Below are 20,840 nucleotides of genomic sequence, written 5' to 3'. Positions count from 1 at the left end.
AGGGTGTGATCCGCAGGGGGCGGCCGGTGCCCTGGTCCGGCTCAGCCGGCCGTCTGCTGCGGGTCGGTGTCGCTGCCGGCGGTCGTACCGCCGTCGGTGCTGCGGGGGCGGCGGGCGCGTGCGCCGCCGGTCGTACGGGCGGAGGCACCGCTGTCGTCGGCGCGTCTGCGCCGCCCCGGGGAACGGCCGCCACCGCCCGCCGGTATGCCGCCGTCGCCGTCGCCGCGGGGCGGGTCCGCCTCCGTCGCCGCCTCGGCCGGGCCGTCGCCGTCCACGACGCCGAGCACCGCGGACCCGCCGGGCACGGTGCCGCCGTCGCCGCCCGTGAACCCGTTCTCCTTGCGGAAGGACTCGTAGATCTGGAGCAGCACCTGCTTCTGCCGTTCGTTCAGCGTCGGGTCGGCGAGGATGACGGCACGCGTCTCCACCTCGTCCCGGTCGCGCTCGGCGTCGAGGATGCCGGCCCGGACGTACAGCGTCTCGGCGGAGATGCGCAGGGCCTTGGCGACCTGCTGGAGCACCTCCGCGCTCGGCTTGCGCAGGCCGCGCTCGATCTGGCTCAGGTACGGGTTGGACACCCCGGCGGCGTCGGCGAGCTGCCGCAGCGACAACTGCGCGTTGCGCCGCTGCTCGCGCAGATAGTCACCGAGATTGCCGACGTTGAGCGTTGCCATGCCCCCCACACTGCCCCACCTCGCTAACTATTGCAAGCACCTGCTTGCAAAAGTGCGCCACACCACGCGGGGGCCTCAGCCATGGCCGTGCCACGGCCATCACGCGTCCGGGTGCTCAGTCCTCCGGCCGGTGCGCCAGGAACGTGCCCGTCCATCGGGTGGACGGGCCCTCCGGTTCCTGGACGTCCCGGGTCGTGACCACCAGCCCCGCGTCGTGGAGCAGGGCGGCGATGCGGTCCGGTGGCAGCAGGTACGACTCGTAGGACACCGGGTGGTCGCCGTAGGCGTGGGTCGGGCGCAGGTGTTCGCCGTCGCCGGTGTGGCCCGCCAGCAGGAGCCGGCCGCCCGGGGGCGAGGACGCGGTGGAACTCGGCGAAGACCGCCGGGAGTCGCCCGGGCGGGGTGTGGTGGGTCGCGTAGTACGCCAGGACGCCGCCGAGTTCGCCGTCGCCGATGTCCAGGGCCGTCATCGAGCCGACCTCGAAACGGAGGTCCGGATGGGCCGACCGGGCCAGCTCGATCATCCTCGGCGACAGGTCCACGCCGAACACCGTGACGCCGAGGGCGGCCAGGTGGGCCGTCACCCTTCCCGGGCCGCAGCCCAGGTCGGCGACCGGGCCCCGGGCCCGCACCAGATCGGCGAAGGCCGCCGGCATCGCGCGGGACACCGGGTCCAGGGACTGCGGCCGCGGCACCCGCTCGGCGTAGGCCCGGGCGACGGTGTCGTAGGAGTGCCGGACGGCGGCGAGATAGGAGGGCTCGGTCATGCCGTGACGGTAGGGGACGGCGCGCGCGGCGCGTACGCCGATCCCGGTACGCCGGGATACTCCCGCCGCCGGACGCCCCCGGCGGCGGCGCACGGCAGCGTGGTCCGCATGGACACCGCCCCGAAGCCGGCCCGCAGGCCCAGCCCGGCGCCGACACTTTCCCGTCCCGCCCGCCGGGCCCTGCTCTGCGTGCACGTCGTCGCCTCCGCCGGCTGGCTCGGGCTGACGCTCGGGCTGCTCGCGCTCGGGGCCACCGCGGCCACCACCGGCTCGTCCGCGACCGTGGAGGCCTGCGTGCGGACCATGAAGCTCTTCGCGGACTGGCTGCTGCTGCCCGCCGCGCTGCTCACCCTGCTGAGCGGCCTGGTGCTGTCGCTGGGCACGAAGTGGGGCCTGGCCCGGTACCGGTGGGTGTACACGAAGTTCTGGCTGACCCTCGGCACGGTCACCGCCACGGTCCTCGCGCTGCGCCCCGGCGTGGACTCCGCGGTCGCCGCCGTCACCGCGGGCGGGCCGCTGCCGGACGCCGGTGACGTGCTGTTCGGCCCGGTCGTGTCGCTGTCCGCCTATGTCTTCATGACGGTGATCTCCGTCCTCAAGCCCTGGGGGAAGACCCGGCGCGGCGGCCGAGATCAGAAGCCGTTTGCCTAAAGGCTTTAGGCAGGGGCACACTCTCTTCAGGTAGAAGGGAGAGCGCTGATGGTGCGTGTGGGACTGACGCCGGAGCGGCTGACCGAGGCGGGCGCCGAACTGGCCGACGAGGTCGGGTTCGAGCAGGTCACCGTCTCGGCACTGGCCCGGCGGTTCGACGTCAAGGTCGCGAGCCTGTACTCGCACGTGCGCAACTCCCAGGACCTGAAGACCCGGATCGCCCTGCTCGCCCTGACGGAACTGGCCGACCGGGCCGCCGAGGCCCTGGCCGGACGCTCCGGCAAGGACGCCCTGACCGCCCTCGCCGACGTCTACCGCGACTACGCCCGGGAGCACCCCGGCCGCTACGCGGCGGCCCAGCTGCGTCTGGACCCGCAGACGGCAGCCGCGAGCGCCGGCGTCCGGCACGCCCGGATGACCCGGGCGCTGCTGCGCGGCTACGACCTGACGGAACCGGACCAAACCCACGCGGTCCGGCTCCTGGGCAGCGTCTTCCACGGCTACGTGAGCCTGGAACTGGGCGGCGGGTTCAGCCACAGCGCCCCCGACACCGACGCGACCTGGGCCCGGATCCTCGACGCCCTCGACACGCTGCTGCGCAACTGGCCCGCGCCCCCTACGGATCCCCGAGGCTGACACGATGCACACCGAGCACGACTGGATCACCACGCCGATCACCGCCGCCCTGCTGCGCGGCGCCCTCGACCTGGAGCGCACCGGGCACGGCCTGCTGCCGCACCGGCTGCCCGCCCGGGCCCGCGCCCAGAACACCGACGCCCAGCTGGCGATGGCCGAGGCCCAGCCCTCCGGCGTACGGCTGGCGTTCCATACCTCCGCGACCGCCGTCGAGCTGGACACGCTGCGCACCAAGCGCGACTACACCGGCTTCCCCGACCGCCCGGACGGCCGGTACGACCTGCTGGTCGACGGCCGCCCGGCCGGCCAGGCCTGCGGGAGCGGCGGCAACCGCCTCCTGGTCGACCTGGAGACCGGGCGGAGCGAGGTCACGCACGGCCCGGTCGGCACGGTCCGTTTCGACGGACTGCGCGAGGGCGACAAGGACGTCGAGATCTGGCTGCCGCACAACGAGACCACCGAACTCGTCGCCCTGCGCACCGACGCGCCCGTGGAGCCGCTGCCGGACCGGGGCCGCCGGGTGTGGCTGCACCACGGCAGCTCGATCAGCCACGGGTCCGACGCGGCCGGCCCCACGGCCATCTGGCCGGCGATCGCCGCGTCGCTCGGCGGGGTGGAGCTGATCAACCTCGGCCTGGGCGGCAGCGCGATGCTCGACCCGTTCACGGCACGCGCCATGCGGGACACCCCGGCCGACCTCATCAGCGTCAAGATCGGGATCAACATCGTCAACCACGACGTGATGCGGCGGCGCGCCTTCGGCCCGGCCGTGCACGGGTTCCTGGACACCGTCCGCGAGGGGCACCCGGACACCCCGCTGCTGCTGGTCTCCCCCATCCACTGCGCCATCCACGAGGACACCCCCGGCCCGACCGCCCCGGACGTCGAGGAGCTCGGCAAGGGCCGCATGGCGTTCGCCGCCATGGGCGATCCGGCCGAGACGGCGATGGGCAAGCTGACCCTCTCCGCGATCCGCGAGGAGCTGTCCCGCATCGCCGCCCGGCGCGCCGCCGAGGACCCCCACCTGCACTACCTGGACGGGCTCACCCTCTACGGCGCCTCCGACGCGGCCGAGCTGCCGCTGCCCGACCACGTCCACCCCGACGCGGCCACCCACCGGCGCATCGGCGAACGCTTCGCCGAAGCGGCCTTCGGGCCGAAGGGCGCGTTCGCGGAGCAGGACTGACGGCACAGCGCCGAGCGGAGCGGAGCGTCCGTCACGACCCGAACGGCAGCGGCCTGCTGTGCACCACCTCCAGGCGCGACACCGCCCGGGTCAGCACCACGTACAGGCGGTGCAGACCGCGCTCCTCCGCCTCGGCGACGGCCGCCGGTTCGACCGCCACGACGTGGTCGTACTCCAGGCCCTTGACCAGCCGGGCGGGCACCAGGGAGACCCGTGCGCCGAGTGCGTCCGGGCCGGCCGCCGCCACCCCGGCCGCCTCCAGGGCCGCCCGCACGCGGGGCAGGTCCGCGTCCGCCGCGACGATCCCGACCGACCCCTCCCGCCCCAGTGCGTCCCGCACCGCGTCCACGACGGCCCCGGGCACGCCCTCCGCGGTGGTCCTCCGCTCCGTCAGCTCCCCGTCACCGCGCAGGGAACGCGCCGCCGGCACGTCCACGTCCAGCCGCTCCAGCAGCCGGTTGGTGAGCCCGACGACCGCCTGGGGCACCCGGAACCCGGTCGTCAGCTCGATCACCGGCGCTTCGGGTTTCCCGAGGTGCGCGAGGACCGTCCGCCAGGACCGCGCGGCCCACGGCGTCGTGCCCTGCGCCAGGTCGCCCAGCACCGTCAGGGACCCGAAGCGGGCCCGGCGGGCGATGGCCCGGCACTCCATCGGCGACAGGTCCTGCGCCTCGTCCACGACGACGTGCCCGTAGCCCTCGGGATGCCCGATCAGCCCGGCCACCTCGTCGAGCAGCACCAGGTCGGCCTCCGACCAGCGCGCCGACTTCCACGACCGGGGCGGCCGGGCCCACAGCAGCGCCCGCTGCTCACCGGCGTCGAGCAGCCCGTCGGCGGCGGCCGCCAGCGCCTCCGGGTCACCGAGCAGTCCGGCCAGCACCTCCTCGGGGCGCACCCGCGGCCAGACGGCGTCGACGTACGCGGACACCGGCCGGGCCCGTTCGACGCGGCGCACCCAGGCGTTGGTGGGCGGCCCGGCCCGCCGCTCGGCCTGCTCCCGCAGCGACCGCACGATCCTGGCCCGGACCCGCTCCCGTCCGACCCCGTAGGGCGGTTCCTCCGCGCGCACCCCGGCCACGATCCGCGCCAGCTCCGCCTCCGGCACCCGCCACCGGGAGGAGCCGTCCGGCACGGCCAGCGGCCCGGCCCCCTCGGGACGCACGCGCGCGTACAGCGCCCGCCGCAGCACCTCGGCCGTGCGGGCGTCGTGCTTGACCGCGGCCGCGGCGGCGTCGTCGGTGCCGCGCACGGGGCAGCGCGCGATCTCCTCGGTCAGGGTCGACTGCCGCACCCCGCTCTCCCCGAGGGCGGGCAGCACCTCCGCGATGTACGACAGGAACGTGCGGTTGGGCCCGAGGATCAGCAGGCCGCCCCGCCGGATGCGCTGCGGGTGGGTGTAGAGCAGATACGCGGCCCGGTGCAGTCCGACGGCGGTCTTGCCGGTGCCGGGAGCCCCCTGGACGCACACCGACACCGCCAGGCCGGCGCGGACGAGGTCGTCCTGCTCGGGCTGGATGGTGGCGGCGATGTCCCGCATGGGGCCGACGCGGGGCCGTTCGATCTCGCGGGCGACGATCTCGCTGGACCGGGTCTCCCCCCGCGCCAGGTGCTCGTCCTCCAGGCCGGTCAGGTCGCCGGAGTCGCCCCGGCTGCCCGGTGCCCAGCCGAACCGGCGGCGCACGGCGACGCCCTGGGGGTCGCGGGCCGAGGCCTGGTAGAAGGCGCGCGAGACGGGTGCGCGCCAGTCGACCACCAGGGGCGGCTCGGCCGGGTGCTCGGAGATCCGCAGCCGCCCGATGTGCAGCCGTCCCTCCTCGCCGTGCAGCGCACCGAAGAACAGCGGCCCCTCGGGCAGCTCCCGCAGGGCCTTGGCCCGGCTGCGCAGCCGGTAGCCGAGGACCTCGGCGTCGGCCCCGGACGCGGAGACGTCCTCTCCGGCGACGACCTGCTCGCCGGCGCCCTCGACCATGGCCGCCAGGGCGGCACGGCAGCGTTCGTGGTGGGCGCGTTCGCGGTCGAGGACGTGCTGCAGGGCGGGCTCGGTCGACGTCATGCCGCCGAGCCTACGCCAAAAACGTAACCGAGTTAAATAAGTTACCTAGTATCGGCCGGGGCGCGGTCCCGGAGGTGGGGCGGCATGGCCTCGGCCAGCCGCCCGAACGCGCGCCGCGCCGCCGCCACCGCGTCCGGGCGCACCTGCGCCACGGCTTCGCCGGCGGCGATCCGCCGCCAGTTCTCCAGCGCGAGCACCCGCAGCACGGCCATGATCTGCCCGGCCGCGAGCCGCGCGTCGAGGTCACCGCCCAGCGCGTCGGCGAGCGCCGCCTCCGACCGCTCCTGGTGGCCGTGGGCGCGGGCGACGAGGGAGGGCGTGCCGTACAGCAGCGCGTGGAAGGCCAGCACGTCCGGGTGGCCGTTGAGCCCGGTCACCGGGTCCTCCCGGTCCAGTCCCTCGAGGAAGTGCCGCCGCAGCGCCGCCACGGGCGGCTCCTGCGCCGCCCGCACCACGCGCGCGGCCTCGCCCTCGTGGTCGGCGATCCGGTGCAGCACCAGATCCTCCTTGGCGGGGAAGTACCGGAACAGCGTCGGCTTGGAGATCTCCGCCGCGGCGGCCACCTCGGCGACGGACACCGCGTCGAACCCCTTCTCCAGGAAGAGCCGGACGGCGATGTCCGACACGACGCGGTACATCCGCTGCTTCTTGCGCTCACGCAGGCCGGGCTCGCTCATGGGAGGGAGCCTATGCACTCCGCGTCAGTACACGTCCGGCGCGGCCGGCAGGGAGTGGTCGCCCGGCGCGGCCCGCCCGTCCTCGTGCCAGCGGACCAGGGCCGCCGCGATCCGGGCACGGCTCGGCACCTGCGTCAGCCCCAGCGGTGGCGCGGCGGCGGTCAGGATCTTCCGCAGCCGTCCGGCCGCGTCGGGCAGCGCCACCCGGTCGAATCCGCCCGCCTCGCGCAGGGACAGTGCCACCCGGATCACGTCGGTGAACACGGACTGAGCCCGCTTGAAGTCCAGCAGCAGCGGCAGGTCCTCCTCCCAGCCGTTCGAGGCGCCCGGTGCGCACCGCTCGACCACCCGCCGCCAGCCGGCGACGATGCGGCGCTCCTGGTCGGCGGGGTAGCGCATCAGATACAGGTGGGTGGCCAGGTCGTACAGGGGGTCGCCCGGCATCGCCAGTTCCCAGTCGATGGCCCAGAGCCGCCCCGCGGGGTCGAGGATCAGGTTCTCCCGGTGCAGGTCGGCGTGGAGCAGGCAGAAGCCCCGCCGCCGCAGCCCGAGCACGTGCTTCCTGAGCCGGCTGAACGATTCGTCCGAGAGACCGAGCGCGTGGAAGAGCCCGGCGAAGGCCGGTGCGTTCCTCGCGTACACCCGCTCCTCGACGAAGACGATCAGACGCTCCAGGAAGCCGTCGCTGTCCCCGTCCTCGGCCCGGTCGTCGTCCTCGCACCGCCGCTCGACGTCGAGCATGTCCGGGGTGACCCGGACCAGGTCGCCGAAGAGGTCCAGGATCTGCTCGCACGCGGACCCGGGGACGCGTCGCCCCGGACGGCGCAGTTCCCCGAGCGTGCGTCCCTCGATGAAGGCCTGGAGGGGCATGCCGCCCACGTCGACGACGTCCGGGACGCGGCTGACGTGCGGGCGCAGGGCCGTGAGCAGCTCCTCCTCCGACCGGAAGCACCTCCGGTCGAACCAGAGGATCTCGGCCCGCGGCTCACGGAACTTCACGGCGCGCGTCCCGCCCGGCGGAGCGAGCACGTAGGTCTCGTGGTGGTAGCCCTTGAGCGGGCCCCGGACCAGGCTCGGGTCGCCGCTCATCCCCTCTGCTCGCCCTCGAGCACCGGTGACCGACGGGGATGTCATGTGCTGGTTCAGCCTGTTCCGGTGGTGCCGACGGGGTGGGAGGGGACGCAATCTACTCCCGCGGGCCGCGCCCGCGAGGGAGAACCGGGCAGGTGGGACCGGGTTCCCCCGGTGTGAGCTAACCGGCGCACACCTGAACGGCGGTGGAGGCGGCGGCTGAACGGCGGTGGAGGCGGCGGCGCGGGGCACCGCCCGGCTCAGCCGCGCAGCAGGCGCAGCAGCGTCTCCAGGGTTCCCACCACCGTCCCGGCCCCGGCCGCCCTCAGCTTCTTGGCCTTCTCCTCGGTGCGCGCGTAGCCCAGGAACGGCACGCCCGCCCGTCGCGCCGCCAGGTGGTCGGAGGGGGTGTCACCGATCATCAGGGCGTCCGCCGGGGCCGCCCCCATCGCGTTCAGCGCCCGGTTCAGGCAGTGCGGGTCGGGTTTGAGGTGCCGCAGTTCCTCGGTCCGGCCGTAGAGGTGCGGGGCGAAGCAGTCGGCCAGGCCGCGGCTCTCCAGGTAGGTGCGGGCCGCTCGGGGCGAGTTGTTCGTGGTGACCGCCGGCCGGGACCCGATCGCCGTCCAGGTGCGGATCAGCGGGTCGGCGTACGCGGTGGGCATCGCCGAGGCCGTCGCCCGCAGTTCCTCCTGGGTCAGGCGCTCCTCCAGCTCGGCGACGAGGTCGCTGCCGGGGTGCCTGCGGTCCACGGCGCGCAGGACCACCTGGGGGTCGAGGGAGGCGCGCTCGGCGTCGGTGAGAAGGCCGTGCAGCCCCCGGCCCTCCAGCCAGGAGACGAGGTCGCCGGCGACGCGTTCCGCCGAATGCCCGGCGAACAGACGGCAGATGGGCCCGTCGAAGTCCCACAGCACCACACGGGCGCGTGCGATCAGCCTACGGAGCACGTCCGGATCGTTCTCGGTCTCGATCGTCACCGAACCAGTCTGCTGCGTATCGGAAGTCACTAGGAGAGTGTCAGGTCCGTGGTGATGGTTTCCCAGAGGGCGTCGAACCACTTCTGGGATTCCTCCACGAACGCCGCGTCCCGCCGGCCGGCCCGCCGGGCGAAGGAGAACAGCAGGGACCTCGACCCGAGGACGTCGTACATGTCCAGCGTCCGGCTCCCCCACTCCTCCTCGCGCCTGGTCAGCATGTAGTAGCCCATCAGGGCCTCCTCCCCGTTGAGGAGGTACAGCTTCACCGGCGGGGTGAACGGCAGTGCCCGGAAGCGGACATGGACGTCCATGCCGTGCGTGGAGCGCAGGGAAAGCAGATTGTGCTGCAGCACCTGGCCCTGGGCGTTGCGCATGGCCAGCCAGCGCTGGTGGACGGAGTCGTCCTCGCCGTGCGACTCGACCGGGACCGGGAAGGCCAGTTCGATGTCCCGGGACGGGACCAGGATGCGCACGTCGATCGACTCGGGGCGGATCCGGCCCTCGTGGATCAGGCGGAGCGGCTCACCGAGGGCGACCATCAGCGTCTCCGCGGTGTGGCAGACGACGTCCACGCGGACGGTCCGCGCCGAGAACGCCTCGGTCAGCCGCGGGGCCAGTCCCACCATGGTCGGCTGGGGTTCGTCGCGGGCCGGGGCCGGCTCGGCGATCCTCGGCGGACTGCCCTTGCTGACGTTGGTGAGCAGTCCGTCCTCCTGGAGCGCCCGCAGGGCCTGGCGCACGGTTCCCCGCTCCACGCCGAACTCCTCCGCGAGTTCGGCCTGGGTGGGCAGCCGGTCGCCCGCCCTCAGCTCCCCGGCGCGGATGCGTTCCCGCAGGATGCCGGCGATCTCCTGCGGCGAGGCCCGCCTGCTGCTGCCGTTCACTGCGACGTTCTCCTGGGTCACGACCAAACGCTACAACCCTGATCCATCTGACGGGAGTTGTCGGCAAGTTGTTTATACCCGGTAGCCAAGTGGGGACAACTTCAGCATAGTTGGTTGCCAACTTGAGCGAGTTGGCGGAAGTTTTGCTTCCGACGTTCGCCCGCATCGCCTGGTACCACCCGGCACCACCGGCACCACCCGGCACCACCCGGCACCCTCTCGCCTCCCACCCTCCCGCCCCGGAAGCCCGAAGGGGGAAAGAACATGCCTGCCCTCGCCCTCCTCTCCGCGGTCCTCGTCGTGACCTGCGAGCAACTCGTCCAGTGGAAGTACGGACCGGCGGGCATCGTCGGCCTCCTCCTGCTCACCGTCGGCATCAAGGCCAAGAGCCCGGCGGTCAGCTCCGCGGGAGCCGTCGTGCTCGCACTGCTCATGACGGGACCCGCCCTGTGAACCACCGCACCGCGCACGGCACCACCGTGGGAGACGTCAGCCGCCGAGCGCCAGCTCCGAACTGATCGTCTCCCACAGCGCGTCGAACCACAGGTGCGACTGCTCCACGAACGTCGTGTCACGCGGCCCGGCCCCCTGCCGGAACGAGAACAGCATCGACCGGGTGCCCTGGGCGTCGTACATCTCCAGCTGCTCCCGGCCGATCTCGGCCTCCCGGCGCGTCAGCGTGTAGTAGGCGAACAGCGCCTCCCTGCCGTTGAGCAGGTACAGCTTCACCGGCGGCGTGAACGGCAGCGCGCGGAAGGTGACGCGGACGTCGATGCCGTGCGTGGAGCGCAGGGCCAGCAGGTTGTGCCGCAGGACCTGGCCCTGGGCGTTGCGCATGGTCAGCCACCGCTCGTGCACCAGGTCGTCGCCGCGCGGCCCGGCGACCGGCACCGGGAAGGCGAGGTCGATGTCCCGGCTCGGCAGCAGCACCCGGACGTCGACCCTGGCCGGTTTCAGCCGGCCGGCGTGGATCTCCCGCAGTGGCTCACCGATGGCGAGCGTGAGGGAGACGGAGGTCAGGCACACAGCGTCGATCTCCACGTGCTCGGCGGCGAAGGCGCGCGCGATCCGGGGCGCGAGCGTCACCGTCGTGGGCAGCGGCGGGGCCTCGGGCCCGCCGGTCAGGGCCCGGGCGGGATCGGGAGCCACCCTCGCCGGGCTGCCCTTGGAGACATGGGTGAGCAACTGCTCGGACTGGAGCACGCGCAGCGCCTGGCGCACCACCCCGCGCTCGACGCCGAACTCCTCGGCCAGCCGCGCCTGGGTGGGCATGCGCGCACCCGGCGTCAACGCCCCCGACCTGATGCGGGCGCGCAACGCGTCGGCCACCTCGTGATGTGTCCGCTGTGGCCGTTGCGACCTCTTCCGCCCAGTGGCGGAGTCGTGTTCCGGGTCCACAGCTGCACCGTACAACTTCCCGCCATCTTGCGGCAGTTCACGGAAAGGTGGTTATGAGCCGCTTCCAGGCGGAGATAAGTACAGTGAAGTTGGTAGCCAACTTCCGCGACCTGGTCGGACCTTGAGACGGTTGGCCGACGCGACATCGCCGCGGGACTCCCCTCCGGAGGGGAGCCGGGAGCCCCGGACGGCCGGAGGAAGACACGGCACGACCACCACAACCGAACAGCTCGCTACGGATGCGGGTCCTGTCCGCCGGCAGAAGGGAGCGGCTCAGAACATGTCCGGGCACCACGGCCGCCTGGACGTACGCAGCAGGGCGTCGGCCTTCCGGGCGGCGCCCGCTCGTTCTTCCCCGACCCGCCCCAGGGCCGCCAGCCGCACCGCCGACTCGTCCCCGAGCCACAGCGCCGCCAACTCCCCCAGGCCCAGCGCCAGCTCGGCGCTCTCGGTGGTCGGCGTGCAGGACGCCCCGCCGGTGCCGGCCTCCAGCCGGTAGCGCCCGCCGGTCAGCCCGTCCACCCCGGCGACCTCCAGCACCAGCGCGCCCTCGCCCTCGTACGTCCGCGCCTCCAGGGCCCGTTCGACGTCGAGGATGCGCACCCACAGCCAGTCGGACTGCGTCGTGAGGGCGGCCGCCCTCGGGTTGGGCAGCAGCAGCGGAAGCAGGTCGTCCGGGGCGCGCCAGCCGCTCTTGACCGTGACGACCCAGTCGATGGAGCACAGGTAGTGCCACAGGGCCCGCTCCGCCCGCGGGGTCACGCCGGTCAGCCAGTCCACGCTCGCCGTGTTCAACGGCTGCTTGGCGTCACCCCAGTGGTCGTCCACCCGGTAGACGGCCATGCCCTCCACCTCGCCGGACGCCGAGCGGTACACGGCGTAGAAGGGCGTCTTCCACGACGGGTCGGCGCGCAGGGCCCCCGTGTTCACCTTCCACCAGTGCTCGTCGCGGTCGATGGCGCCGGGCCGGGTGCGGCACAGCCGCTCGTGGAGCTCCGGTCCGAGCTTGCGCACGTCCTCGCCGTCCACCAGGTCGATCCGGCCGCCGTCCGCCGGGCCCGCCCATCGGGTGTCCACCCCGGCCCGCGGCACGTCGACGGTCCACTCGGCCGTCCAGGTCGCCGGGCCGAAACCGAACCGGCCGTAGATCGGGTACTCGGCGGCGATCAGGGTCGCGACGACGTCCCCCCGCTCCTTCGCGGCCGCCAGGTCCTGCGCCATCATCCGGGAGAGCAGACCCCGCCGCCGGTGGGTCGCCGTCACGGTGACGCCCGAGACGGCGTCGGCCGGGACGCTCGCCCCGCCGACGGCCGTGAGCCGCTGATCGAAGGAGCGGAGGGTCGCCACGCACCGGTCCCGGTCGAAGGCTCCCAGGTACCGCCCGGGGACGAACACCCGGCGCCGCGCCTCCACCTCCTCCTCCGACAGGGCCTGCGCCCGCAGGAAGCCGGTGCCCACGGCGCGCTGCCAGGCGGTGAACTCGGTCTCCGTGATCGGGCGTACGTCGATGCCGTCGGCGCGGTCGAGGGAGGTCATGGACCCACGCTAGGCGGCGGGCCGGCCGGTGTCGTGCGAATATCCGACCGGCCCTCCCGGTCACTCCCCCGAAGCTCAGGCCAGCAGGTCGTCCACGTGTGCCTCGCCCTCGCGGTACCGGCGGGCGATCTCCGTGCTGCACTCGTCGGCGGTGCGCTGCAACCGGCGGCGGCGGCGCGACACCTGCTGCTCGTAGCGCTCCAGGCGCCCGATGCCCGTGGTCAGCTCCGGGTCGGTGCGCGCACCCAGGTCGGACAGCTCGACCTCGCCGAGCATCTCGGCGGCCAGCCGCCGGTACTCCTCGCCCTGCGGCGCGCCCACCGTCAGGTGCCGGGCCGAGGAACGGCTGGAGGCCGGGGCGTCGCGCAGGATCTCCGCGAGCCGCTCGACGACGGAGGCCTCCAGGGGCGCGGTGACACACGCCGCGCCCTCCGGCGCACGCCGGTCCAGCTCCGCGCGCAGGATGTCGATCCGGCCCTGGAGCAGCCGCCGCACGTAACTGAGGTCGGCCTCGTCGCGCTGGGCCTCGCGGCGCAGCGCGCGCAGCTCGGCCAGGCTCAGCGCGGTCAGGTCGCGCGCGGGGGTGTCCGAAGGCAGCCGCGGGCTGTCCGTGCGCTGGACGGGCGGCCGGTGGTACTCCGGCGCCCCGACCCCCGTGTACGTCGACCAGGCAGCGCCCGGGTACTGCCCGGTGCTCGATGTGCTCATGTGCCTCGACCGTCCCCTCGACCGGTGTGTGAATGCATCGTGCCACCCCGACTGGCCGCTATGGGAACGAGTGCCCCCGATAGACCCCAGATGGGCGGTTAAGCAGCAAAATACGTCTGTGCGCTGCCTGTTGGCGCCCGCGCAAACCACTCTTTCGAGCCATGCGCCCACCGCGTGAGGCGGGAAAGTCACCGCCCTGCATGATGGACGCATGCGAGCAGTGGTGCAGAGGGTGGACGGCGCGAGCGTCGTCGTGGACGGCGAGAGCGTGGGCGCGATCGAGGGCGAGGGACTGTGCGTCCTGGTCGGCGTCACGCACGAGGACACCAAGGAGAAGGCCGCGCAGCTGGCCCGCAAGCTGTGGTCGATCCGCCTGCTGCACGACGAGAAGTCGTGCAGCGACACGGGCGCCCCCCTGCTGGTGATCAGCCAGTTCACCCTCTACGGGGACGCCCGCAAGGGCCGCCGCCCCACGTGGAACGCGGCCGCCCCGGGCGATGTCGCCGAGCCCCTCGTCGACGAGGTGGTGGCGCAGTTGCGCTCCCTCGGGGCGACGGTGGAGACGGGCCGGTTCGGGGCGGCGATGCGTGTATCACTGACCAACGACGGCCCGTTCACCGTGCTGATCGAAATCTGACCCGAAAGATCTACAAGTCCTACGGCTCGACGACGACTTCCTGGGCGGCCGCCGTGTCCCCCGCGACCAGCGGGGCGTCCACCGCCACGTTTCGCTTCACCAGGGCCAGGGCCACCGGACCGAGCTCGTGGTGACGCGCGGAGGTCGTGATGAAGCCGATCTTCCGGCCGTCGGGGGTGTCCTCGGCGAGCCGCAGTTCGGTGCCGGCCGGCGGCAGGTGCACCTCGCTGCCGTCCAGGTGCAGGAAGACCAGGCGGCGCGGCGGCTTGCCCAGGTTCTGCACCCGGGCGACCGTCTCCTGGCCCCGGTAGCAGCCCTTCTGCAGGTGCACGGCCGAGCCGATCCAGCCCAGCTCGTGCGGGATCGTGCGGTGGTCGGTCTCGAAGCCGAGCCGGGGCCGGTGCTGCTCCACGCGCAGGGCCTCGTGGGCGAGGATCCCGGCGGGCGGCCCGGACCGCTCGGCGTAGGCCTCCAGGTCGGCGCGCGGCAGGAACAGGTCCCGGCCGTAGGGGGTCTCCCGGACGACCGCGCCCTCGGGCACCTCGGCGATGGAGCCGGCCGGGAGGTGCACGACCGCGATGTCACCGGTGCGGTCGGCGACCTCGACGCGGTAGAAGAACTTCATCGACTCCAGGTAGGCGATCAGCGCCTCCTGGGTGCCCGGCTCCACGTGGGCCCAGACCGTCGTGCCGTCGTCGACGAGGTACAGGGCGTGCTCGATGTGGCCGTTCGCCGAGAGGATCAGCGCCTCGGTCGCCCGGCCCGCCGGGAGGTCGCTGACGTGCTGGGTGAGCAGCAGGTGCAGCCACGCCAGCCGGTCGTCGCCGGTGACGGTGACGACCCCGCGGTGCGAGAGGTCGACGAAGCCGGTGCCGTCGGCGAGGGCGCGCTGCTCGCGGAACAGGTCGCCGTAGTGGGCGGCGACGCCTTCGTCCACGCCCTCGGCGGGGACGGCGCCGGGCAGGGTCAGCAGAGGGCTCTTCATGTCCGTAAGCCTACGACTCGGTAGTTGAAGCCTTGAGGGTGCAGTCCTCGCAGCGGCCGAAGATCGCGAAGTGCTTCAGGTCGGTGTCGAACCCGAAGGTCTGCCGCAGCTGGGCCGTGAACTCCGCCGCGACGGACACGTCCGCCTCGATCACGTTCTGGCAGTCCCGGCAGACCAGGTGGAGATGGTGGTGCCGGTCCGCCAGGTGGTACGTCGGCGCCCCGTGGCCCAGGTGGGCGTGGCTGACCAGGCCCAGTTCCTCCAGGAGCTCCAGCGTCCGGTAGACGGTCGAGATGTTGACCCCCGACGCCGTCTTCCGCACTTCCACGAGGATGTCGTCGGGGGTCGCGTGCTCCAGGGTGTCCACGGCTTCGAGCACGAGTTGCCGCTGCGGGGTCAGCCGGTAGCCGCGCTGCCGCAGATCACTCTTCCAGTCGGTGCTCACCACACCCCAGAGTCTAGGCGGACTCGCACCGGACCGGACGGGGAAGCCGTCCGGCCGCTCGGCGAGGCGCCTACTTGAAGAAGGCGATGCCGTCGTCCGGCATGTCGTCGGGCAGGGCCTTCGCCCAGCGCTCGACCTCCTCCGGCGTGACGACCTTCTTCAGGTGCGCCGACATGTAGGGGCGCAGCTCGACCTCGGGGGTCTGCTTCTCGCCGACCCACATCAGGTCGCTCTTGACGTAGCCGTACAGCCGCTTGCCGCCGGTGTAGGGCTGGGCGGAGGCCGTGCGGGCCACCGCGTCCGTGACGAGGTCGATCTGCGGCTTCTTGTCGGCCAGCTCGCCGTACCAGATCTCGATGACGCCGTCGTCGCGGGTCATCGTGACCTCGACCTTGCGGTCGGCGTCGATGCGCCAGTAGCCGTGCTCGGACTCCAGGGGGCGGACCTTGTTGCCGTCGTTGTCCAGCACCCAGGTGTGCGAGCGGTACTCCAGGAAGTCCCGGCCGTCGTGGGTGAAGGCGACCTCCTGACCGAAGTTGCACTTCTCGGAGCCGGGGAAGTCGTGCACACCGGCGCCCGCCCAGTTGCCGAGCAGGAAGGCGAGCGGGACGAGGTCCTTGTGGAGGTCGGACGGGATCTCGATCATGGGAACTTCCTAGACGGGGGTCAGCGCTGGCCCTGGTACAGCTTCTTCACGGTCAGTCCGGCGAAGGCGAGGACGCCGACGGCGACCAGGACCAACAGGATTTCGAAGAAAAGCTCCACGGGGTGCTCCTTGAGCGGGGGTGCGAACGGTTGCACAGGGCCGAGGCCAGCTTACGCGGGCCCTGTGCGCACTACGATTCCGGCTATGGCGAACAAGCTGGTGATCAAGGTGACGGCGGGGGCCGACGCCCCCGAGCGGTGCTCCCAGGCGTTCACGGTGGCGGCGGTGGCCGTCGCCAGCGGCGTCGAGGTCTCCCTGTGGCTGACCGGGGAGTCCGCCTGGTTCGCCCTGCCCGGCCGGGCCGCCGAGTTCGAGCTGCCGCACGCCGCCCCGCTGCCGGACCTGCTGGACTCGATCCTCGCGGCCGGCCGCGTCACCCTGTGCACGCAGTGCGCCGCCCGCCGGGACATCACGGAGAAGGACGTGCTGGAGGGCGTACGCATCGCGGGCGCGCAGGTCTTCGTCCAGGAGGCGATGGCCGACGGCACGCAGGCCCTCGTCTACTGAGAGACGCCCGTGGCCCCGGCGCGGAGCCGCAGGGGCGCGGGTCGCTCACCTCGGGCGCTTCCTGCCGTCCAGTTCGTCCCACCAGTCGTCGGACTGCGGATCGCCCGAGGGGTCGTCCCACCAGCGGTCCTCCGGGCCGCGCCGGTTCGCGACCATGGCCGCCACGGGCGGGATGACCATGGCGACGACGCACATCCCGACGGCCACGGGGACGGACCACAGCCGCACGACGCCCCAGGCCAGGACGAAGAGGCCGATGCACAGGCCCATCATCGCGAAGTACGTCCGCCGCCTCCGTGCGTACATGACTCCAGCGTAGGTCCGGGCGCGCCGAAGGGCCGCACCCCAGGCGTCCAACCCGGTGGGTGCGGCCCCTCGTGAGGACTCTCGCCCTCCCGCCGTCAGACGGCGATCGCGACCTCGGCCAGGCCGCCCTGCTGGGCGACGACCGTGCGGTCGGCGCTGGCGCCGGGCACGAGGGCGCGGACGGTCCAGGTGCCCTCGGCCGCGTAGAAGCGGAACTGTCCGGTCGCCGAGGTCGGCACCTCGGCCGTGAACTCGCCGGTCGAGTCCAGCAGGCGGACGTAGCCCACCACGGGCTCGCCGTCCTTGGTCACCTGACCCTGGATGGTGGTCTCACCGGGCTTGATCGTCGAGGCGTCGGGGCCGCCGGCCTTCGCACCGCACATGTCGTACTCCTGAAGGGGGTCTGGAGAGGTCGGTCGGGTTCGCTTACTTGGCAGCGCCGAGCTCGATCGGCACGCCCACGAGGGAGCCGTACTCGGTCCAGGAGCCGTCGTAGTTCTTGACGTTCTGGACGCCGAGCAGCTCGTGCAGCACGAACCAGGTCAGCGCGGAGCGCTCACCGATGCGGCAGTAGGCGATGGTGTCCTTGGCCAGGTCGACGCTCTCCGCCTCGTAGAGGGCCTTGAGCTCCTCGTCCGACTTGAAGGTGCCGTCGTCGTTGGCGTTCTTCGACCACGGGATGTTCCGGGCGCTCGGCACGTGGCCGGGGCGCTGGGACTGCTCCTGCGGCAGGTGGGCCGGGGCGAGCAGCTTGCCGGAGAACTCGTCGGGCGAGCGCACGTCGACCAGGTTCTGCGCGCCGATCGCGGCGACGACGTCGTCGCGGAAGGCGCGGATGGAGGTGTCCTGGGCCTTGGCCTTGTAGTCCGTCTTCGGACGCTCGGGCACCTCGTCGCCGGGGACCAGCTCGCGGGCGTCGAGCTCCCACTTCTTGCGGCCGCCGTCGAGAAGCTTCACGTTCTCGTGGCCGTACAGCTTGAAGTACCAGTACGCGTAGGAGGCGAACCAGTTGTTGTTGCCGCCGTAGAGGACGACGGTGTGGTCGTTGGCGATGCCCTTCTCCGACAGGAGCTTCTCGAAGCCCTCCTGGTCGACGAAGTCACGGCGGACCGGGTCCTGGAGGTCCTGGGTCCAGTCGATGCGGATCGCGTTCTTGATGTGGTTCTTGTCGTACGCGGACGTGTCCTCGTCCACCTCGACGATCGCGATGTCCGTGTCGTCCAGGTGCTCCTGAAGCCAGTCGGCGTCTACCAGGACGTCGCTGCGGCTCATGCTCTTTCTCCTCCGGGGCAGTTACGGCGGGGCGTGCGAGGTCTGCGGGCGCGCGTCCGTGTCGGGGGCGGCGCACGGGTGCCCTTGATGCAGGGCGGCGGGGATGCGCGCACCGGCGAGCAGGCCGGCGCGGTCGCTCAGAAGGGGCGACAGAGCATGGCGGCGACGCGGCACAGGTCTACTGCCCGCCGCTTCGTGAGATCCGCCTGTCGCTTCATGGCCTCGATCGTAAGGACGGCAGGGCGGCCATGTCACCGGCGTGTCGCATGCTGAGACGGGATGATCCGCGATGTGGGATCAGTGAGCCGTCGAGCCGCTCGCCGCACGGGTTCCGCCCGGCCGGTCCGCCCGGCGCATCTGCGCTGCGGACGCCGCCGTCTCGCCCACCGGACAGCCCTGGTGGAAAGGGAGTGCCGGTCCCCTACCCGGCGAGCCGGACGTCGGAACCCTTCACCGAGATCTCCACGCCGTCGGGGGCGGCCTGGACCTTGTCGAGCTCGATGTCGCCGGGCAGGCCGTCGATCTTCTGCTGGAAGTCGGTGATGGTGCGCACCCGGTTCTCCGCGAGGTTCACCCCGGCGAACTTCGGCAGGCCGTCGGCCTTCACGCGCACGGTCCCGTCCACCACCGTCACCGTGCTGAGCACGGCGACCGGCTCGGGCAGCTTCGTGCCGAGGACGGTGGCCTCGACGGCCACCTTGATCTTGCCGTTGCCTCCGTCGGAGAGGCCGACGACGTTGGCGGTGACGCCCGGGGCGATCTGCGTGGGCTCGACCTTCGCGGTCTTCAGCAGCTCGTCGTAGGCGATGGTCGCGGTGCCGGTGGCGGTGGCCGCGGTGGCGGAGCTGTAGTCGCCGGAGAACTCGACGCCCTTCATGTCGGCCTGGAGGTCGTCGATGCGGATGGTGCGGCCGCCGTCGCCCGCGGCGGCCTCGTAGTTCTCGATGCCCACCTCGACGTCGTCGAGGGAGCCGCCGACGACCTGCGTGAGGAACGGGAAGCCGTTGATGCTCACGTCCGGGGTCGAGGACAGGTTCTCGGCCGACTTCAGGCGGTCGGCGACCTCGTCCTCGGCGAAGTTGACCGCGAGGCGGTCGGCGATCACGAACAGGCCGCCCAGGACCACGACGAAGATCAGCAGTATTCGCAGTGCGCGCATGCGGTGTTTCCCCCACCTAGGCGGTTGTGACGGCGTCCCTCGACGACCGGGCGGCCGTCCCTGGCGTGAGCGTAACTCCGCGGGCAAGGGCGGCCGCCGAATTGTCGATCATCTGTGACAGGCCGGGCGGGGCCCGGTCCGGGCGGTGGGTGCCAGGGGGTGTCCCCTAGCCCAGCGCCCGGCCCAGGACGTACACCGCCGGGGCCGCCGCGGCGAGCGGCAGGGCCACGCCCGCGGTGAAGTGGACGAAGCGGGAGGGGTAGTCGTAGCTCGCGGCGCGGTGCCCGATCAGTGCGCACGCCGCCGCTCCCGCGCCCAGCAACGCACCGGCCGTGCCCAGGTCCGTCATCGCCCCGGCCGCCGCACCGCCGCCCGCGCCCGCGAGCAGCGCCACCACCACGGACGCCGGGGTCGGCAGCGGCAGCGCCCGCGCCAGGACGGCCACCGCCACGGCGACCGCGCCCACCGTCACGGCGTCCGCGTCGGCGGCGAGGTGGCCGCCCGCCACGATCGCCAGCGCCGAGGCCGCGACCGTCGCCATCAGCCCGTACATCCGCTCGTCGGGATCGGCGTGCGAACGCAGCTGGAGCACCAGCGCGAGCAGCACCCACACCCCGAGCGCCCCCAGGATGGCCGCCGGCGACCGGTCCGAGGCCAGCAGCGCGGCGTCCGCCGCCAGCGCCCCGGCGAACCCGAGCGCGATGCCCTGCCGCGCCGGCCACATGCCGTTGAGCCGGAACCAGCCCGCGGCGGTCACGGCCTGCAGCACGACCAGCGGCACGAGCAGCGCGTACGTGCCGACCGCCGCCGCACCGGCCAGCAGCAGCCCCAGCAGGGCGGTCAGCGCGGCGGGCTGCATCCCCGGCTCGATGATGGGCGAGCGTCCCTCCGCACGGGCCCGCTGGGCGTCCGTGAGGCGGGTGTTGCCGCCGACCGTGGCCGGGCCGTACGCGGGGGCGGCCTGCCCGGCGCCGTCCGGGCCTGCGGCGTCCGGCGGGCCGTCGGGCGCGGGATGTGCGGACGGCGCCGGGTACGCCGTCTCCGCCGGGGCCGGTGCGGACACCGACTGCTGCGTCTGCGTCTCCCAGGTCTGCCCCTGCCACTGCTGCGTGTACTGCTGCGCGGCCTGCGGGTCGTCGTACCCCGGGTACGCCTGACCCGGCCACGCCTGCTGCTGCGGCTGCTGGTGCGCCTGCGGCTGCTGCGGCTGGTGCCCGTACGAGTCGTAGGGGCGGTAGCCGTCGTACCCGTCGTACCCGTCGTGTCCGCCGTACGGCTGGTCGGTCATCGTCACCCTCCTGCGAACGGCGGGAGCACCTCGACCGTGCCGCCGTCGGCCAGCCGTACCGTCTCGTGCCCGCGGGTGCCCACGGGGTCGCCGTCCACCAGGAACGAGCAGCGCAGCAGGACGCGCTCCAGCTCCCCGGGGTGCCGCTCGCGCACGCCGGCCAGCGCCTCGGCGAGCGTGGCGGCCTCGTACGGCTCCTCGGCCACTCCGGCCGCGGCCTTGGCGGCGGCCCAGTAGCGCACCGTGACCTTTGGCATCTGCTTCCTCAATCGCACAGTCGCAGCGGACTCACATCGACATTCGCACGGGTCCACCCGACG

At 72.9% G+C, this 20,840-nt stretch carries 25 protein-coding genes and 1 pseudogene; 6 read left to right on the top strand and 20 right to left on the bottom strand.

The genetic code is table 11. The features are described from left to right. Window positions 1-41 precede the first annotated feature (41 nt). Together ACH4C6_RS25225 and ACH4C6_RS25220 are read right to left on the bottom strand one after the other, a co-directional pair. The gene (locus ACH4C6_RS25225) at window positions 42-674 is read right to left on the bottom strand and encodes a helix-turn-helix domain-containing protein (RefSeq protein WP_398110862.1); all 633 of its coding nucleotides are present in this window, start codon (window positions 672-674) and stop codon (window positions 42-44) included. A gap of 115 nt (window positions 675-789) precedes the next feature. Then, window positions 790-1,441, bottom strand: a pseudogene (locus ACH4C6_RS25220) (class I SAM-dependent methyltransferase). Window positions 1,442-1,549: 108 nt separating this feature from the next. Here ACH4C6_RS25220 and ACH4C6_RS25215 point away from each other — a divergent pair. From ACH4C6_RS25215 to ACH4C6_RS25205, 3 genes are read left to right on the top strand one after another with little or no spacing between them, the layout of a single operon-like run. Then, window positions 1,550-2,092, top strand: coding sequence for a DUF2269 family protein (locus ACH4C6_RS25215; protein WP_398111138.1), 543 nt, complete (start codon window positions 1,550-1,552; stop codon window positions 2,090-2,092). 48 nt (window positions 2,093-2,140) lie between these two features. Further along, window positions 2,141-2,728, top strand: coding sequence for a TetR/AcrR family transcriptional regulator (locus ACH4C6_RS25210; protein WP_398110861.1), 588 nt, complete (start codon window positions 2,141-2,143; stop codon window positions 2,726-2,728). Window positions 2,729-2,732: 4 nt separating this feature from the next. After that, window positions 2,733-3,914 carry a GDSL-type esterase/lipase family protein gene (locus ACH4C6_RS25205; RefSeq protein ID WP_398110860.1) on the top strand — a complete coding sequence of 394 codons (1,182 nt, stop codon included), beginning with the start codon at window positions 2,733-2,735 and terminating at the stop codon, window positions 3,912-3,914. Between the two features lie 31 nt (window positions 3,915-3,945). Here the strand turns inward: ACH4C6_RS25205 and ACH4C6_RS25200 are convergent, their stop codons facing one another. The 5 genes from ACH4C6_RS25200 to ACH4C6_RS25180 form a co-directional block, all read right to left on the bottom strand. Next, window positions 3,946-5,967, bottom strand: a complete 2,022-nt coding sequence (locus ACH4C6_RS25200) for a HelD family protein (protein ID WP_398110859.1) — start codon at window positions 5,965-5,967, stop codon at window positions 3,946-3,948. A 41-nt stretch (window positions 5,968-6,008) separates the two neighbouring features. Beyond that, window positions 6,009-6,644: a TetR family transcriptional regulator gene (locus tag ACH4C6_RS25195; RefSeq protein ID WP_398110858.1), complete on the bottom strand. Its 636-nt coding sequence runs from the start codon at window positions 6,642-6,644 to the stop codon at window positions 6,009-6,011. Between the two features lie 24 nt (window positions 6,645-6,668). Then, complete coding sequence (locus tag ACH4C6_RS25190) at window positions 6,669-7,733, bottom strand: phosphotransferase (protein WP_398110857.1); 1,065 nt, start codon at window positions 7,731-7,733, stop codon at window positions 6,669-6,671. 242 nt (window positions 7,734-7,975) lie between these two features. After that, window positions 7,976-8,689 carry an HAD family hydrolase gene (locus ACH4C6_RS25185; protein ID WP_398110856.1) on the bottom strand — a complete coding sequence of 238 codons (714 nt, stop codon included), beginning with the start codon at window positions 8,687-8,689 and terminating at the stop codon, window positions 7,976-7,978. A 29-nt stretch (window positions 8,690-8,718) separates the two neighbouring features. After that, on the bottom strand, window positions 8,719-9,600 hold the full coding sequence (locus ACH4C6_RS25180; RefSeq protein WP_398110855.1) for a GntR family transcriptional regulator: 882 nt from the start codon (window positions 9,598-9,600) through the stop codon (window positions 8,719-8,721). 237 nt (window positions 9,601-9,837) lie between these two features. On the opposite strand from ACH4C6_RS25180, the gene ACH4C6_RS25175 reads away from it, so the two are divergent. Continuing rightward, on the top strand, window positions 9,838-10,026 hold the full coding sequence (locus tag ACH4C6_RS25175; protein ID WP_398110854.1) for a hypothetical protein: 189 nt from the start codon (window positions 9,838-9,840) through the stop codon (window positions 10,024-10,026). A gap of 36 nt (window positions 10,027-10,062) precedes the next feature. Here ACH4C6_RS25175 and ACH4C6_RS25170 read toward each other — a convergent pair whose 3' ends face one another. The 3 genes from ACH4C6_RS25170 to ACH4C6_RS25160 form a co-directional block, all read right to left on the bottom strand. Next, entirely contained in the window at window positions 10,063-10,986 is a 924-nt protein-coding gene (locus tag ACH4C6_RS25170) for a FadR/GntR family transcriptional regulator (RefSeq protein ID WP_398110853.1), read from the bottom strand. 258 nt (window positions 10,987-11,244) lie between these two features. Further along, the gene (locus tag ACH4C6_RS25165; RefSeq protein WP_398110852.1) at window positions 11,245-12,507 is read right to left on the bottom strand and encodes a GNAT family N-acetyltransferase; all 1,263 of its coding nucleotides are present in this window, start codon (window positions 12,505-12,507) and stop codon (window positions 11,245-11,247) included. A gap of 75 nt (window positions 12,508-12,582) precedes the next feature. Further along, complete coding sequence (locus ACH4C6_RS25160) at window positions 12,583-13,215, bottom strand: aerial mycelium formation protein (protein ID WP_398110851.1); 633 nt, start codon at window positions 13,213-13,215, stop codon at window positions 12,583-12,585. 211 nt (window positions 13,216-13,426) lie between these two features. On the opposite strand from ACH4C6_RS25160, the gene dtd reads away from it, so the two are divergent. Further along, on the top strand, window positions 13,427-13,852 hold the full coding sequence (gene dtd / locus ACH4C6_RS25155; RefSeq protein ID WP_398110850.1) for a D-aminoacyl-tRNA deacylase: 426 nt from the start codon (window positions 13,427-13,429) through the stop codon (window positions 13,850-13,852). 19 nt (window positions 13,853-13,871) lie between these two features. On the opposite strand, the gene ACH4C6_RS25150 is transcribed toward dtd, so the two are convergent. The 3 genes from ACH4C6_RS25150 to ACH4C6_RS25140 form a co-directional block, all read right to left on the bottom strand. Further along, the gene (locus ACH4C6_RS25150) at window positions 13,872-14,837 is read right to left on the bottom strand and encodes a YgfZ/GcvT domain-containing protein (RefSeq protein WP_398110849.1); all 966 of its coding nucleotides are present in this window, start codon (window positions 14,835-14,837) and stop codon (window positions 13,872-13,874) included. Between the two features lie 10 nt (window positions 14,838-14,847). Then, a complete protein-coding gene (locus tag ACH4C6_RS25145) occupies window positions 14,848-15,285 on the bottom strand; it encodes a Fur family transcriptional regulator (protein ID WP_369194710.1) in 438 nt (145 codons plus the stop codon). Between the two features lie 67 nt (window positions 15,286-15,352). After that, complete coding sequence (locus ACH4C6_RS25140) at window positions 15,353-15,928, bottom strand: FABP family protein (RefSeq protein WP_398110848.1); 576 nt, start codon at window positions 15,926-15,928, stop codon at window positions 15,353-15,355. Between the two features lie 204 nt (window positions 15,929-16,132). Here ACH4C6_RS25140 and ACH4C6_RS25135 point away from each other — a divergent pair, with 204 nt between their 5' ends. Next, the gene (locus tag ACH4C6_RS25135; protein WP_333935212.1) at window positions 16,133-16,495 is read left to right on the top strand and encodes a DsrE family protein; all 363 of its coding nucleotides are present in this window, start codon (window positions 16,133-16,135) and stop codon (window positions 16,493-16,495) included. A 45-nt stretch (window positions 16,496-16,540) separates the two neighbouring features. On the opposite strand, the gene ACH4C6_RS25130 is transcribed toward ACH4C6_RS25135, so the two are convergent. From ACH4C6_RS25130 to ACH4C6_RS25100, 7 genes are all read right to left on the bottom strand, one after another. Continuing rightward, the gene (locus ACH4C6_RS25130) at window positions 16,541-16,801 is read right to left on the bottom strand and encodes a DUF3099 domain-containing protein (RefSeq protein WP_398110847.1); all 261 of its coding nucleotides are present in this window, start codon (window positions 16,799-16,801) and stop codon (window positions 16,541-16,543) included. A gap of 95 nt (window positions 16,802-16,896) precedes the next feature. After that, window positions 16,897-17,184, bottom strand: a complete 288-nt coding sequence (locus tag ACH4C6_RS25125) for a DUF1416 domain-containing protein (protein ID WP_398110846.1) — start codon at window positions 17,182-17,184, stop codon at window positions 16,897-16,899. Window positions 17,185-17,227: 43 nt separating this feature from the next. After that, the gene (locus tag ACH4C6_RS25120; protein ID WP_398110845.1) at window positions 17,228-18,073 is read right to left on the bottom strand and encodes a sulfurtransferase; all 846 of its coding nucleotides are present in this window, start codon (window positions 18,071-18,073) and stop codon (window positions 17,228-17,230) included. Window positions 18,074-18,210: 137 nt separating this feature from the next. Beyond that, window positions 18,211-18,291 (bottom strand): Ms5788A family Cys-rich leader peptide, encoded by an 81-nt coding sequence (locus tag ACH4C6_RS25115; protein ID WP_350751515.1) that lies wholly within the window; start codon window positions 18,289-18,291, stop codon window positions 18,211-18,213. 203 nt (window positions 18,292-18,494) lie between these two features. Further along, the gene (locus ACH4C6_RS25110; protein WP_398110844.1) at window positions 18,495-19,232 is read right to left on the bottom strand and encodes a DUF2993 domain-containing protein; all 738 of its coding nucleotides are present in this window, start codon (window positions 19,230-19,232) and stop codon (window positions 18,495-18,497) included. Window positions 19,233-19,398: 166 nt separating this feature from the next. After that, window positions 19,399-20,520, bottom strand: a complete 1,122-nt coding sequence (locus tag ACH4C6_RS25105) for a hypothetical protein (RefSeq protein ID WP_398110843.1) — start codon at window positions 20,518-20,520, stop codon at window positions 19,399-19,401. 2 nt (window positions 20,521-20,522) lie between these two features. Then, on the bottom strand, window positions 20,523-20,777 hold the full coding sequence (locus tag ACH4C6_RS25100; RefSeq protein WP_107456736.1) for a MoaD/ThiS family protein: 255 nt from the start codon (window positions 20,775-20,777) through the stop codon (window positions 20,523-20,525). Between the last annotated feature and the right edge of the window lie 63 nt (window positions 20,778-20,840).

It is taken from the genome of Streptomyces sp. NPDC017943 (assembly GCF_044328425.1).
Classification (GTDB): domain Bacteria; phylum Actinomycetota; class Actinomycetes; order Streptomycetales; family Streptomycetaceae; genus Streptomyces; species Streptomyces djakartensis_A.
The sequence above is the reverse complement of the archived record's forward strand: the minus strand, read 5'-3'. Positions and strand labels throughout refer to the sequence as shown.